Source organism: Olsenella sp. An290, assembly GCF_002159535.1.
Classification (GTDB): Bacteria; Actinomycetota; Coriobacteriia; order Coriobacteriales; family Atopobiaceae; genus Thermophilibacter.
In genome coordinates this window covers 1-13632 of sequence record NZ_NFIU01000008.1, presented here as the reverse complement: position 1 = coordinate 13632, position 13632 = coordinate 1, and the positions used below count along the sequence as shown (strand labels likewise).

The 13632-nt window shown below is 70.9% G+C and carries 13 protein-coding genes, 3 tRNA genes and 1 other RNA gene; 3 read left to right on the top strand and 14 right to left on the bottom strand.

Annotated features, from left to right (window positions below; translation table 11 throughout):
- Positions 1-122: 122 nt before the first annotated feature.
- The 4 genes from B5F84_RS05950 to B5F84_RS05935 all read right to left on the bottom strand — a co-directional run bounded on the left by B5F84_RS05950 (position 123) and on the right by B5F84_RS05935 (position 1953).
- Positions 123-199, bottom strand: a tRNA-Glu gene (locus tag B5F84_RS05950).
- A gap of 3 nt (positions 200-202) precedes the next feature.
- Positions 203-279: transfer RNA gene (locus B5F84_RS05945), tRNA-Glu, on the bottom strand.
- Positions 280-302: 23 nt separating this feature from the next.
- Positions 303-376 (bottom strand) — tRNA-Gln (locus tag B5F84_RS05940).
- Between the two features lie 185 nt (positions 377-561).
- Complete coding sequence (locus tag B5F84_RS05935; RefSeq protein WP_087321840.1) at positions 562-1953, bottom strand: HD domain-containing protein; 1392 nt, start codon at positions 1951-1953, stop codon at positions 562-564.
- Positions 1954-2111: 158 nt separating this feature from the next.
- Between B5F84_RS05935 and B5F84_RS05930 the strand changes: the two genes are divergently transcribed.
- Both B5F84_RS05930 and B5F84_RS05925 read left to right on the top strand, forming a co-directional pair.
- Entirely contained in the window at positions 2112-3470 is a 1359-nt protein-coding gene (locus B5F84_RS05930; RefSeq protein ID WP_087321838.1) for a C1 family peptidase, read from the top strand.
- A gap of 9 nt (positions 3471-3479) precedes the next feature.
- The gene (locus B5F84_RS05925; RefSeq protein ID WP_087321835.1) at positions 3480-4940 is read left to right on the top strand and encodes a C1 family peptidase; all 1461 of its coding nucleotides are present in this window, start codon (positions 3480-3482) and stop codon (positions 4938-4940) included.
- Between the two features lie 319 nt (positions 4941-5259).
- On the opposite strand, the gene B5F84_RS05920 is transcribed toward B5F84_RS05925, so the two are convergent.
- Both B5F84_RS05920 and B5F84_RS05915 read right to left on the bottom strand, forming a co-directional pair.
- The gene (locus tag B5F84_RS05920) at positions 5260-5901 is read right to left on the bottom strand and encodes a YigZ family protein (protein ID WP_087321833.1); all 642 of its coding nucleotides are present in this window, start codon (positions 5899-5901) and stop codon (positions 5260-5262) included.
- Positions 5901-6425 (bottom strand): glucose PTS transporter subunit IIA, encoded by a 525-nt coding sequence (locus B5F84_RS05915; RefSeq protein ID WP_087321831.1) that lies wholly within the window; start codon positions 6423-6425, stop codon positions 5901-5903. Before B5F84_RS05915 ends, B5F84_RS05920 begins: the two co-directional genes overlap by 1 nt.
- 117 nt (positions 6426-6542) lie before the next feature.
- On the opposite strand from B5F84_RS05915, the gene rnpB reads away from it, so the two are divergent.
- Positions 6543-6920: RNase P RNA component class A (gene rnpB, locus B5F84_RS05910), an RNA gene on the top strand.
- Between the two features lie 138 nt (positions 6921-7058).
- Here rnpB and B5F84_RS05905 read toward each other — a convergent pair.
- The 8 genes from B5F84_RS05905 to B5F84_RS05870 form a co-directional block, all read right to left on the bottom strand.
- The gene (locus B5F84_RS05905; RefSeq protein ID WP_087321829.1) at positions 7059-7718 is read right to left on the bottom strand and encodes a DivIVA domain-containing protein; all 660 of its coding nucleotides are present in this window, start codon (positions 7716-7718) and stop codon (positions 7059-7061) included.
- A gap of 62 nt (positions 7719-7780) precedes the next feature.
- Positions 7781-8044 carry a YggT family protein gene (locus B5F84_RS05900; RefSeq protein WP_087321827.1) on the bottom strand — a complete coding sequence of 88 codons (264 nt, stop codon included), beginning with the start codon at positions 8042-8044 and terminating at the stop codon, positions 7781-7783.
- Positions 8045-8057: 13 nt separating this feature from the next.
- Positions 8058-8867 (bottom strand): pyrroline-5-carboxylate reductase, encoded by an 810-nt coding sequence (proC, locus tag B5F84_RS05895; RefSeq protein ID WP_087321825.1) that lies wholly within the window; start codon positions 8865-8867, stop codon positions 8058-8060.
- A gap of 8 nt (positions 8868-8875) precedes the next feature.
- The gene (gene sepF / locus B5F84_RS05890) at positions 8876-9523 is read right to left on the bottom strand and encodes a cell division protein SepF (protein WP_087321823.1); all 648 of its coding nucleotides are present in this window, start codon (positions 9521-9523) and stop codon (positions 8876-8878) included.
- A 43-nt stretch (positions 9524-9566) separates the two neighbouring features.
- Positions 9567-10298: a YggS family pyridoxal phosphate-dependent enzyme gene (locus B5F84_RS05885; protein WP_087321820.1), complete on the bottom strand. Its 732-nt coding sequence runs from the start codon at positions 10296-10298 to the stop codon at positions 9567-9569.
- On the bottom strand, positions 10295-11146 hold the full coding sequence (locus B5F84_RS05880; RefSeq protein WP_087321818.1) for a polyphenol oxidase family protein: 852 nt from the start codon (positions 11144-11146) through the stop codon (positions 10295-10297). The genes B5F84_RS05885 and B5F84_RS05880 overlap by 4 nt, the downstream gene beginning before the upstream one ends.
- Before the next feature lies 1 nt (position 11147).
- Complete coding sequence (gene ftsZ / locus B5F84_RS05875; RefSeq protein WP_204205518.1) at positions 11148-12269, bottom strand: cell division protein FtsZ; 1122 nt, start codon at positions 12267-12269, stop codon at positions 11148-11150.
- A 221-nt stretch (positions 12270-12490) separates the two neighbouring features.
- A partial coding sequence (locus B5F84_RS05870) for an FtsQ-type POTRA domain-containing protein (RefSeq protein WP_087321816.1) occupies positions 12491-13632 on the bottom strand: 1142 nt, incomplete at its 5' end.

Here is a 13632-nt window from a genome sequence, read left to right as displayed (position 1 = left end):
CGATTGCGTCCCGGATTGTGTCCCGGTCCCCGTTGTGTCCAGATTGTGTCCCACGAAGGAGGAGAGATGAGGCTTCAAAAGAAAACAGGCCAGAGGACGTATCCCCTGACCTGCGGTCTTGTTGGTAGCCCGTACCAGATTCGAACTGGTGATCTCCGCCTTGAGAGGGCGGCGTCCTGAACCGCTAGACGAACGGGCCAAATGGTAGCCCGTACCAGATTCGAACTGGTGATCTCCGCCTTGAGAGGGCGGCGTCCTGAACCGCTAGACGAACGGGCCACATATGCAATTGAGAAGGCAAATGGCTGGGACTGAGAGAGTCGAACTCCCGCTGACGGAACCAGAATCCGTTGTCCTACCACTAGACGAAGTCCCAATTTGCCATTTCTTGCGCCTCTCAGCGCGGAGAAACACTATACGGCATTGGCCCCTCGTGTGCAACTCATTTTTTTGGAGAAGTTGTGACCGTGGAACGAGTGACCATGGAAGCCGTGGCCACGCGTCTCCCGCGCTCCGAGGCAACGGGCCGCCACGCGGGCGCCCGCGTGCCGGCAGCCTTCCCTACCACCGCAGCCAGGCGAGCAGCGCCTCGCGGTCGTTGGGGACCTCGTCCGCCTTCACGGCCTCGAGCAGCTGCGCGAGCACCATGCCCACGCCTGGCCCCGGCTCGATCCCGCGCTCCCGGATGACGTCCGCCCCGCTCACGGCAAGGTCGCGCACGCGCCACACGCCGCCGCCGGCCAGCTCGCGGCGCAGCGCCGCGCTCATGGCGTCGAGCTCCGCCGCGTAGCCCCGGCACGCGGGCGCCTTGGCCAGCGCGTCCGCCCGCTTGAGGTCGAGCAGGGCAAACGCAAGCGGCCGCGCCTGCCCCGGCGCCGCGGCCTCCAGCTCCGAGAGCATCCGGCGCGTCGACGACGGCGTCGGGCGCAGCTCGAAGTCGTGCAGCAGCACGAGCGCCGCGGCGGCCCGAACCACCTCCCTGGGCAGGGCGAGCCTCCCCATCACCCGTCGCGTGACGCGCGCGCCCTCCCCGGGGTGCCCGAAGAAGTGGCCGCGCCCACCGTCGTCAACGCTCCAGCACGCCGGCTTGGCCACGTCATGGAGCAGCGCGGCCCAGCGAAGCGCCGGGGAGGGCAGCCCTCCCGTCGCCTCCTCCACGCCCGCGCAGACCCGGGCGGTATGCTCGAGCACGTCGTAGGCGTGATAGGGGCTCCGCTGGTCAAAGCCCTCCATGGGGGCGAGCTCGGGCACGGCCGCGCGCATCACCGCGAACTCGTGGCGAAGCGCCCAGGCCACGCGCCCGGTGGCGAGGATGCCGTCCATCTCCTGCCCCACCCGCTCTGACGCGATGGCGGCGAGGCCCGGGGCGCACGCGTCAAGGGCCCGCTGCGTCCCGCGCTCGATCCTCGCCCCAAGGCGACACGCAAACCGCACCGCCCGGAGCACGCGCAGCGCGTCCTCCTCAAAGCGCAGCCGCGGCTCCCCCACCGCACGGATCACCCGTGCCGCAAGGTCCTCGCGCCCCCCAAAGGGATCGAGCAGCCCGCGCTCGGGATGGAAGGCCATGGCGTTCACGGTGAAGTCGCGCCGGGCGAGGTCCTCGCGCACGTCCGTCACAAAGCGCACCTCGTCGGGGTGGCGGCGGTCGGAGTAGGAGCCCTCCACGCGGTAGGTGGTCGTCTCCACCGGGCGCCCCTCCACGACGGCGGTGACCGTCCCGTGCGCCGTGCCCGTCTCGTGGACGGTCATCCCCGCCGCGCGCAGCACGGCCGCGGTCTCCCGCCACGGGGCCGCCGTGGTCACGTCGACGTCATGCCCGGGGCGACCGAGCAGCGCGTCGCGCACCCAGCCGCCCACGACCCAGGCCTCGTGCCCCGCGGCCTCGAGGGCGCCGAGCACGCGTCGGGCGTAGCCGGGCAGCTCTCGGGCGAGCCTCGCCTCCGTCGCGTCCATGTGGCCCCCTCCCCGCTCCAGGTTCTTCTCGCCAAATTCTAGCAGCCCGACCCGACGCCCCCGACAGAAGCTGAAAAACGCGACGGGCGGCCGGTCGCGCCTGCCATGAGTGCTATGCTCGAACGCGTTTGTTGACCGACGAACGGGAGGTACCGACTATGGACGAGATGGCATCCGTCACCCCCGACGACCTCGCCTGCGCGCACGAGGAGTTCTTCTCTGAGCGCGCCAACGTCGTCGCCAAGAACGCCGTGAGCTCAAGCGGCATCCGCGACGCCGCGCGCGTGCCCGAGGGCGTGGCCAGAAACGCCCTCACCTTTGACGTGGAGGTCACGCAGGGCGAGCGCTGCAACCAGGAGCGGTCCGGCCGCTGCTGGATGTTCGCGAGCCTCAACACCATGCGCTACCGCGTCATCAAGAAGTACAACCTCAAGACCTTCGAGCTCAGCCAGGCCTACCCCCTCTTCTGGGACAAGCTCGAGAAGAGCAACTGGTTCTTCGAGAACGTCCTCGACACGCTGGGCGAGCCGCTGGACGGCCGCCTCGTGAGCTACCTGCTCGCCGACCCCGTGGGCGACGGCGGGCAGTGGGACATGTTCAGGAGCCTCGTCAGGAAGTATGGCGTGGTGCCCAAGGAGGCCATGCCCGAGACCGCCTGCTCGCGCAACACGCGCGAGATGGACACCTACCTCACGCGCTACCTGCGCGGCGCCGCCAAGCGCCTGCGCCAGAGCGCCGAGGCCGGCGTGGCGCGCGGGGAGCTCGAGGAGATGAAGAAGGAGATGATGGGCGAGGTCTACCACCTCCTCGTCACCTGCCTCGGCGAGCCGCCTGCAACCTTCGAGGTGCGCCTTCGCGACAAGAACGACAAGCTGGCGCTCTCCGGCACCTTCACGCCCGCGGCGTTCTTCGAGACCGCCGTGGGCATGAACGTGGACGACTACGTGAGCCTCATCTCCGCCCCCACCGCCGACAAGCCCTTCGGCCACGCCTACACCGTGAGCCGCCTGGGCAACGTGGTGGAGGACGGCGGCGTGCGCTACCTCAACCTTCCGATCGAGCGCCTCAAGGAGTGCGCGATCGCGCAGCTGCGCGACGACCTGCCCGTGTGGTTTGGCTGCGACGTGGGCCAGAGCTACCTGCGCGAGGAGGGCATCATGGACACGGCCGCGCTGGACGTCGACGCGCTCTTTGGCTTTGAGGTCGAGGGCTGCATGGACCGCGCGGAGCGCCTGGACTACGGCGAGTCCCTCATGACCCACGCGATGGTCCTCGAGGGCGTGAACCTCGACGCCGAGGGGCGGCCCACGCTCTGGAAGGTGGAGAACAGCTGGGGCGCAGAGCACGGCCGCAACGGCTTTGACACCCTCTCCGACCCCTGGTTCGACGAGTACGTCTACCAGGTCGTCGTTGACAAGAAGTACCTGACGGACGACGAGCGCGCCATCTACGAGACCGAGGAGGCCCGCGTGCTCGCGCCCTGGGACCCCATGGGCTCGCTCGCCCGCGCGCGCTAGGAGGAGGACATGGAAGACACCCGTGCGGGCGCGCTCGCGCCCGAGGCAGTCGACGAGCTCACGGCGTCCTTCTCGAAGGACCGCGCCAACCGCGTGGCGAGAAACGCCGTCACCTCCGCCAACGTCCTTCCCGCCGCGCGCAGCGTGACCGCCATGCGCGCGTACCGCGACACCTTTGGCGTGAGCCGGCCCAGGACCGGCAAGGTCACCAACCAGCGCCACTCCGGGCGCTGCTGGATGTTCGCCGCCTTCAACGTGGCCCGCGCGGCCACGATGCGCCTGCTCGACGTCGACGACTTCGAGTTCTCCCAGGCCTTTGGCTTCTTCTACGACAAGCTCGAGAAGTTCAACGTGGGACTCGAGCGCATCATCGAGACGGCCGCGCTGCCCGTCGAGTCGCGCGAGGTCTCGGGCCTGCTCGAGCACGCCATGGGCGACGGCGGCTACTACCCGGCCGCCATGGGCATCATCCGCAAGTGGGGCCTCGTCCCCAAGGACGCCATGCCGGAGAGCGCCTGCACCAAGGACGCCGACCAGATGAACGCCCAGCTCGAGCGCCTCTTCCGCAAGAGCGCCTGCGAGCTGCGCCGCCGGGCCGCCGAGGGTGCCGGGACAGACGAGCTGCGCGCCGAGAAGGACCGCATGGTCGCCCAGTGCCACCAGGTGCTCTCCGTGTGCCTCGGCGAGCCGCCCCGCACGATCGACGTGGCGCTGCCGGTGGGCCGGCACTGCGCCGTCGACCCCGCGCGCCTCGTGGAGGTCGAGGGGGACGACCGCGCCGACCAGCGCGACGGAGCGGACGGGGGGCCGCGGCGCATGCTCGTGGACCGCGGCATCACGCCGCGCGAGTTCGCCGAGCGCTACGTGCCCTTTGACCCGGACGACTTCGTCGAGCTCGTGAACGTGGACCTGCCCGAGTACCCCTTCGGGCGGATCTACCACCCGCTGCGCACCGAGGCCGCGGCGGAGGGCCCCGCCATCCACATGTTCAACGTGCCCGTCGAGGTCCTCGAGGACGCCGCGGTGGCGTCGCTTCGGGCCGGCGTGCCGTGCTGGATGGCCTGCGACGTCTCCCAGCAGTTCGGGCGGCGCCTCGAGGACTTCCCCGGGGTCCTGGCCTGCGACACCATGGACGTCGAGGGGCTCTTTGGCGTTGACCTCTCCATGAGCCGCGCCGACATGCTCCGCAACCGCGAGACCCGCACCACGCATGCCATGACCTTCCAGGGCGTGCAGCTCGGCGAGGACGGGCGCCCCGAGGCCTGGCGGATCGAGAACAGCTGGGGCGAGGACGCCTGCAAGGACGGCTACCTCGTGGCAAGCGCCGAGTGGTACCGCACCTACGGCGGCGAGGTCGTCGTGCGCCGCGAGTTCGTGCCCGAGGAGTGGCTGCGCCGCTACGACGAGGCCGAGGTCGTGGACGTGGAGCCGTGGAGCGTGGTCTCCGCGGCGTTCCCGCGGAAGGACTAGCCCCGCCGGCGCGCCGGCGCCGGACGCCGGGCGTCGGACGAGAAGAGCCCCGGGCCGCGGACCCTGTGCCGCGGCCCGGGGCTCTTTTGCGACGCGCGCGGGCGTGAGCGGTCCGCGGGCACCGCGAGGACGCCGTTGGTGCGGTCCGGTCAATTAACGCACATAATCTGACTTTTCCCTCACGCGCTCCTGGGGATATATCTTCTGAAAACAGATTATGTGCGTTAATCGACCGGACCGGCCGGCGCGCAAGCACGAACTCAGGCCCGGCCGGCGCGCCGGCGCGCAGACCCGGCCGCGACCCCCACCGGCGTCGTCGCTAGAACTCCGCAAAACGCGGCTCGCCCGCCCGCGCAAGCTCCTCGCCGTTGGCAAGCTCGGTGAGCGCGGCCAGAAACGGCATCTCCTCCCCCGCCCGAAAAACGCACGTGAGCTGGACGTCCTCCGCAAAGAGCGAGTCGGACACCTTCCCCCCGGCGTCGGCGAGCAGGCGCGTCACCCGGTCGTAGAGCGCGTACGGCAGCTGGACCGTCACCGGCGTCACGAGCGTCATCTCCACAATGTCGCCCGCGGCGAGGGCCGCCGCCACCGCCTCCTGCGTCGCGGCCGTGTAGGCCCGGACGAGCCCGCCCGGGCCCAGGAGCGTGCCGCCGAAGTACCGCGTCACCACGCAGCAGACGTCCGCCAGCCCGGCGCCGCGCAGGACCTCGAGCGTGGGCATGCCGGAGGTGCGGCTCGGCTCGCCGTCGTCCGAGCAGCGCTCGCGACCGCATGCCAGAATCCAGGCGGGGACGTTGTGCCGAGCGTCGTGATGGCGGGAGCGCACCTCGGCGACGAAGGCCTCGGCCTGCGCCTCGCTCCCCACGTGGGCGAGCTGCGCGATGAAGCGGCTGCGCCGGTCCTCGACCTCGCCCGTCGCCTTGGCGCCCGGGCGGAGCGTGAGGTAGCCTGAGGCCGGCATCAGCGCTCGGCGCGGAGCACAACGGCCCCGGCAGCGACCTCGCCGGCCTCGCGGACCGGCTCGACGGGACCGAAGGTCTCGGAGTTGGTGACCGTCACGATGACCGTGTCGTCAAGGCCGCTCTCCTCGAGGAGGCGCCGGTCGAAGGCGATCACGGGCTCGCCCGCGCAGACGCGGTCGCCCTTGCGCACGAACAGCCTGAACCCGCGCCCATGCAGGCTCACGGAGTCGATCCCCACGTGCAGGAGGACCTCCGCCCCCTGCTCGTCCCTGATGAGCAGGGCGTGCTTGGTCTTGACGTCGGCCACGACCGTCCCCGTCACGGGCGAGAAGGCGACGTCGCCCCGGGCCCTGATCCCCACGCCCTGCCCGAGCATCCCGCGCGCGAAGGCCGGGTCGTCGATCTGGTCAAGCGGGACCAGGCGCCCCGAGACGGGGGCGTGGATGGCGTCGGAATCTGCGGGGACGCTGAGCGCCTCGGGCTTGGCGGGGCGCGCGGAGCCCATCATGTCGAGAAGACCCACGTTGGGAACCTTTCGTCGGAGGCGGGCCTCCGGAGGGCGGTGACGATTGAGCCCTGTTATTGTAGACCACCCGGCCCCGCAGGAAAACCTGCCGAGTCATGCTAGAATCGTCTGCGCGAGGTGGGCCAGGCGACCGCGGGGCGCCCCGGCAACGGGACGCCATGAGGAAAGTCCGGGCTCCACAGGGCAGGATGCCGGCTAACGGCCGGGCGGGGTAACCCGACGGAAAGCGCCGCAGAAAAGAAGACTCCCACTGGCGAAGGAGGCGCCGCGCGCGCCGAAACGCAAAGGGAAAAGCTGAAACGGTGGTGTAAGAGACCACCAGCGTCGTGGCAACACGGCGGCTTGGCAAGCCCCATCCGGAGCAAACGCAAATAGGAGCGCCATGGTGTGGCCCGCACTGCGCTCGGGTTGCGCGCTTGAGGCGGACGGTGACGTCCGTCCTAGATAAATGGCCGCCCACGACAGAACCCGGCTTATCGGCCCACCTCGCACCTTCCTCTCCCCCACACGCGCCCGCAGCGGACGAGAAGAGCGCCGAGAAGACCGCGCGGCGCGAGGCCACGCCGCAAAACGGAAAAAGGGCCCCGGAGCGTGCCCGGGGCCCTGGCAGGTCGTGCGTGCGGCGCGTCGCTAGTCGAGGTCGCCGAAGTCGGCGGCGCTCACGGCGGGGGCGACGGGCGGCGTCACGGGCGTCGGCGCCGAGATCGGGCGCTCGGCGCGGGCGGCGGTGGAGCCGTTGGGGACGCTGCTCATGGACACCTGCGTCGGGAAGACGGCCTCGGCGTCGTCGATGAAGTGCTGGAGCATCTTCTTGTACTCCGTGCGGAACTCCTCGCGGGACTGCTTGAGGCGGTCGATCTCGTCGAGCTCGTGCTGCTTCTCGGCAAGCGCCTGGCGGATGACCTCGCGGGCCTTGGCGTCGGCGTCGTTGCGGATCTTCTCGGCGTTGTCGCGCGCCTCGGCGAGGAGCTTGTCGGCCGACTGCTGGGCAACGATGAGCACCTGGGAGATCTGGCGCTCGGAGGCGGTGAGCGCGTCGGAGGGCATCGGGGCGGCCTGGGTGACCGGCGCGGCGGCAGCGCGCTCCTCGAGCGTGGCGATCTGTGCGTTGGCAGCGTTGAGCTGCTGCTCGGTGGAGGTCAGGCGACCCTTGAGGTCGGCGATCTTCTGGAGCATCGCGTCGACCTCGGAGGAGAGCTGCTCGAGGAAGGCGTCGACCTCCTCGGTGTCATAGCCGTGCTTGGAGGGAGAGAAGGTCTGCTGTTCGATGTCTGCGGGTGTGATTGCCATTCCTGTTCCCTTTCCTTTACCAGGACTCGCGTCAGTACCGCGCGTCCGCGTTACCCTGCATTCTACAGAATGATGGTGTAGAGCAGACGCTCGAGTACGCCAAGTACCAATATAGCCACAACTGGAGAGAAGTCGATGCCGCCGAGCGGCGGGATGAACCGCCGGAAGAAGCCCAGATACGGCTCCACGAGGATGCCGAGCGCGCCGCGGATGTCCTCAAAGAGGCCAGAGCCGGTGCGCGGCACCCACGACATCAGGCAGTACGCGACGATGAGCACCTCATAGACGTTGAAGAGGCGCCCTATGAGGGGGACGAGATAGCCCATGCGTTCCCTTCCGTCAGCGACCGGCCAGCTCGCGCGTGCGGTCGAGCGCCGCGTCGACGGCCTGCTCGACCCCCTCCACGAGCAGCGGCTCGAGCTCGCGCAGCGCCGCGGCGGTGGTGCCGCCCGGAGAGGTCACGCGCTCCATGTATTCCCGCGGGTGGCACCCCTCAGCCAGCAGCTGCTCGGCGGTGCCGCGCATCGTGGACTCGACGAGCTCGCGGCAGGCCGCGGCCGGAAGGCCCGTGCGCACGCCGGCGCGCGTGAGCGCGTCCACAAAGAGCGAGAAGAACGCCGGCGCGCAGCCCGCCACGGCTCCCGCGACGTCGAGCTGGTCCTCCCGCACGACGCAGGCCGCGCCGAGCGCGGCGAAGAGCCGGCGCGCGAGCTCGACGTCGTCGGCCGTCGCGCGGGGGCCCGCGCAGACCGTCGAGGCGCCGGAGCGCACGCTCACGGGCAGGTTGGGCATCACGCGGACCACGCGCGCGCCGGGGAGCGCCTCGGCGATCGCCGGGGTGCCCACGCCCGCGGCGATGGAGACCGCGAGCATGCCGTCCACGAGGTCGGAGACGGAGGCCATGACGTCAAAGAGCACCTGGGGCTTCACCGCCAGCAGCACCACGTCGGGAACGGGCGCCGCGGCCAGGAGCTCGCGCGCGTCAAGGGAGACCGTGGCCCCGCGGTGCGCGAGGTCGTCGAGGCGCGCGGCGTCGGCGTCGGCCACGCGCAGCCGCTCCGGCGCGATCAGGCCGGACTCGAGCAGGCCGCGGGCGATGGCGCCGCCCATCGACCCCGCGCCGACGATGCAGACCGTTGCGTCGAGCATGCGACCCCCTATCGGGTGAGGTCGCCGTCGGCGACGAGCTTGTCCACGTCGGCTCGCGAGAGCTCCACGCCCGCCGGGAGGACGCCAAAGACGCGGTCGCCGAGCTCGGTGACCTCGCCGTCGATGCCGAAGGAGAGGCCGAAGCAGAAGTCGAGGATGCGCTTGGCGGTCTCGGTGTTGGTGTTGCGGAACACGAGGACCACGGGCTGGCCGGTGCGCACGCGGCGCACGACGCTCTGGACGTCGTCATAGGAGACGGGCTTGAGCACGTAGGGCGGCAGCTGCCCGGAGTTCACGCGCGAGAAGGTGCGCGGGCCGGGCTGCGAGGAGCCGGAGGGCACGGCGCTCATGACGCTCGTCTCGTCGCGCGAGGAGCTGCGGCGCGCCTCCTGCTGCGGGCGCGGCTGGGGCGCGGGGGCCTCCTGCCGGGCCGCCACGGGGCGGCCGGAGCGCGTGTAGACCGAGACGCTCTCGGCCTCGGGGCGCGGGGTGTTGCCCAGAAGGCGCGGGCTCGAGCCCGGGTCGCGGCGACGGGTGTCGCGCGCGCGGGCGTAGGCGTCGCCCTCGGCCTCGTAGTCGTCGTAGTAGTCGTCCTCATAGTAGTCCTCGTCCGCGCCGCCGCGCAGCCGCTCCTTGATCGAGTCGAGGAAGCCCATCTTCTCCTCCTTTGTCCCTCGCGCGCTCGGCGCGATGTCGTCCCTATCCCTTCAGGGCATAGCCCTGGTCAAACACGCAGCGGCCCAGGCGAACGAGGGTGGACCCCTCCTCCACCGCGACCTCGAAGTCGTCGCTCATCCCGCACGAGAGGGTCTCGAGCGCACGGCCCGTCCGGGCACGCAGCTCGACGGCGAGCTCGCGCAGCCCCGAGAACGTCCTGCGGGCGGCGTCGGCGCTGCCGGCGGGGGCCATCGTCATGAGGCCCCGCACGGAGATGCCCGGCAGCCCCACCACGCGCTCCACGGCCTCCCTGAGCTCGTCAGGCGCAAAGCCCGACTTGGACGCCTCGCCGGAGACGTTGACCTCGAGCAGCACGTCGGCCACGATGCCGCGGGCCTCGCAGCGCGTGGAGACCGCCTCGGCGAGGTGCTCCGACGAGATCGAGTGGATGAGCGCGACCCGCCCGATGACCTGGTTGATCTTGTTCTTCTGCAGGTTGCCGATCATGTCAAAGCGCGCGCCCGCCATCTCGGGCAGGCCCGAGAGCGCCTCGAGCTTGCGCCCGAGCTCCTGCGGGCGGTTCTCGCCAAAGGCCCCCCACCCGGCGCGCCGGGCGAGAAGCACCTCGTCGGGCCCCACGGTCTTGGAGACGGCGATGGCCTCCACCTCGGCCGCGTCGCGGCCGGCGCGGCGGGCGGCGCGCTCGATGCGCGCGAGGACCTCCGCGCGGCGCTCCGCGAGGAAGCGCCCGTAGGACGTGGCGTCAGGTCTCATCGCGACCCCTCCCCCTCCAGGGCCCGCGTCCCGGCGGGCCAGGACCACGGGCGGCTCCGCAGCACCGCCACGGCCGCGTGGCGGCCGCACTGGCCGCCCTCCGCCCGGTACGAGAAGAACCGGTCCGTCGCGCGCGCCGTGGAGACGTCGCACGCCCAGACCTGGGACGGGGCGAGCCCGGCCTCCTCGAGGGCGCGCGTCACGCAGAAGGTGAGGTCGAGGTGGCGCCGCGACGGCACCGCGCCCGGCCCGAAGGCCTCGGAGAAGCGCGCGGCCAGGTCCTCGGACACCTCGTAGTCCTCGGCGAGGATGTGCGGCCCCACGTAGGCGACGAGCTCGTCCGCGGAGGCGCCGGCCTCGGCCATGAGGGCGCGCGCCGCCGAGCGGGCGATGCGCGCGAGGGTCCCTCTCCAGCCGGAGTGCGCGACGGCGAAGCCGCCCGGCGCCGCGATGACCACGGGCACGCAGTCGGCAAAGCACAGAAGCGCCGGGACGTCTGGGGCCGTCACGACGACGGCGTCGGCGCCCGCCTCGGCCTCGGCACGGGACGCGGCAAGCTCCGCGGGGTCGGCGGAGCGCACCGTGACGACCCGCTCCCCGTGCACCTGGCGCGGCACCACGAGCCGGTCCGCAAGGCCCTCGGCGCCGATGGCGGCAAGGGCCCGGCGGCGGTTCTCGGCCACGCGCGACGGGTCGTCGCCGCAGCGCGACCCCAGGTTGAGCGAGGCGAAGGGGGCCTCGGAGACGCCGCCCGTGCGCTCCGTGAACGCGAGCGTGACCCCGCCCGCGACGCTGGCGTCGGCAAGCAGGGTCACGCCGCAGGACAGATGTCTGCTGAGCGCGGGCATCCTAGATGCGGCTGCGCTTGAGGAACTCGGGGATGTCGAACTCCTTGTCGTTGGAGGACGAGGAGGACGACGGGCGGCTCGCGGCCGCAGGGGCGCTCGTCGGGCGCGCCTGCGGGGCGGACGGGCGGGTGACGGTCATCGTGGGGAGGGACTGCTGGGCGTTGGCGTCCTTGAAGCCCGTGGCGATGACGGTCACGCGGACCTGGTCGCCGAGGGACTCGTCCACGACGGTGCCAAAGATGATCGTGGCCTCGGGGTCGACGTTCTTGGCCACGAGGTCGGCGGCGTCGTTGATCTCCTGGATGCCGAGGTCCTTGTTGCCGGCGATGGAGAGCAGGACGCGCGTGGCGCCGTCGATGGAGCCCTCGAGCAGGCGGCTCGAGATGGCCTCCTCGGCCGCGTCGGTGGCGCGGTTGTCGCCGGAGGCGGTGCCGATGCCCATCATGGCCGAGCCGGAGTCGCGCATGATGGTGCAGACGTCGGCGAAGTCGAGGTTGATGAGGCCCGGGACCGTGATGAGGTCCGTGATGCCCTGGGTGCCCTGGCACAGGACGTCGTCGGCCATGCGGAAGGCCTCGAGCATCGTGGTCTTCTTCTCGGAGAGGTCGAGCAGGCGGTCGTTGGGGATCACGATGAGCGTGTCGACGTTCTCGGAGAGGTTCTTGATGCCCTCGATGGCGGAGCTGAAGCGCTTGCGGCCCTCGAACGCGAACGGCTTGGTGACGACGCCCACGGTGAGCGCGCCCACGTCGTTCTTGGCGATGTCGGCCACCACAGGAGCCGCGCCCGTGCCGGTGCCGCCGCCCTCGCCGGCCGTGATGAAGACCATGTCGGAGCCGGCGAGCGCCGCCTTGAGCTCGTCGCGGGAGTCCTCGGCGGCCTCCTTGCCCACCTCGGGGTTGGCGCCGGCGCCGAGGCCCTTGGTGATGTCCGTGCCGATGTGGACCTTGATGTCGGCATCGGAGATGGCGAGCGCCTGGGCGTCGGTGTTGACGGCCACGAACTCGACACCGCGGATGCCCTCCTCGATCATGCGGTTGACGGCGTTGGTGCCGCCGCCGCCCACGCCCACCACCTTGATGACGGCGAGGTAGTTGTTGAGGGTGTCGGTGTCCTTGATCATCGTGTCCTCCTCAAAGGGGCCTTTCGTGCTTCGTTTCATGCGTTCGGACGGTGCTTCCCGCGCCCCGCAAACCCTGAACCAAAACCCTCAAGCTCAAGTTCACGTCAACGCTTGGGATAAAGCGATGTATCTTGGCACACTTGCCCGACGCCCGTCAAATGGTTTGGCGATTTCATGGAAAGCGCAGGCAGGCGGCCCATCCCGGGACGCGCGGGGGCGGGCTATGCGCCGGTCCCCTCGCTCAGGACCCCTGTTCCGGGCTGGACGTTCTCGGAGTCGATGAGGCGGACGGCGGGGTTGGTCACCACGCGCACGTTGATGTAGGTGATGGTCCCGGGGTGCTCCTCGAGGTAGCGCGTCACGATCATCTCCTTGGTCTCGATCTCGGTCGGCGAGCCCAGGAGCACCTCGACCCCGCTCTTGAGCGTGCAGGACACGCTCTCGGGCGAGGGGGCCGAGTAGCTCACCACCTGGGAGGCGAACGAGGGCGAGAAGCCCGAGCGGAACTCCTCGACCGCCTCGAGGACGTCGTCGGTCGCGGTGGAGCCGGCCACGGGCGAGACCGTGGCGGGGACGTCCGTGATGAGCACGCACCCCTCCTCCATGGCACGGGCGAGGGCCGCGTCGTCGACCGACTGCCCCTCGGGCACGGTGAAGCTCGCCGGCTGGATCCAGACGCCCTCGCTGCCGAGGTACCAGCCAAGCGACCCCGAGCTCATGATCACGAGGGCGTCGACCTGCTGCTCGAAGATGGTGAGCCGCAGCGTGTGCGGGAAGACGCGGTCAAAGCGCACCGAGCCCACCCAGGGGTTCTTCTTGAGCGCGGCCTCGATGGAGGCCGTGTCCACGTTGAGCAGGGTGGAGCCCTCCGGGACGTCGACGAGGTTGCTCACGTCCTCCTGGGTGACGTGCAGCGTCGGCTCGACCTCGATGGAGGTGATCTCGAAGACCGAGGAGCCGCGCAGCACGAAGAACGCCACGACGGCGACAAGCGCGAGGCACGCCAGGGCCCCCGCCCCGACGGCGAGCGCCTTGAGGGCCTGGCCGCGCTGGTAGCGCTCGCGCTTCTCGCGCGGGGAGGCGCTCCCGGAGGACGCCTTGGCGGCGGCCCGGGCCTTGGCGACGCGCTCGAGGAGCGACGTGCGCGCGGAGCCCTGCGGGCGGGAGGCGCCGCGGGCCCGCGCGGGGGCCTTTGGGATGGCGGGGGCCTTGGGCAGGGCGGGGCCCTTTGCCCCCTGCGCCCCCGGGGCCACGGTGGGATGGACGGAGGACCCGATGACCGAGCCCGTGGAGCTGCGCTTGGTCGCCTTGGGGGCCTTCTCGCGGCGGGGCTTCTCCACCTTGGCCTTCTGGGGCTTGGGGG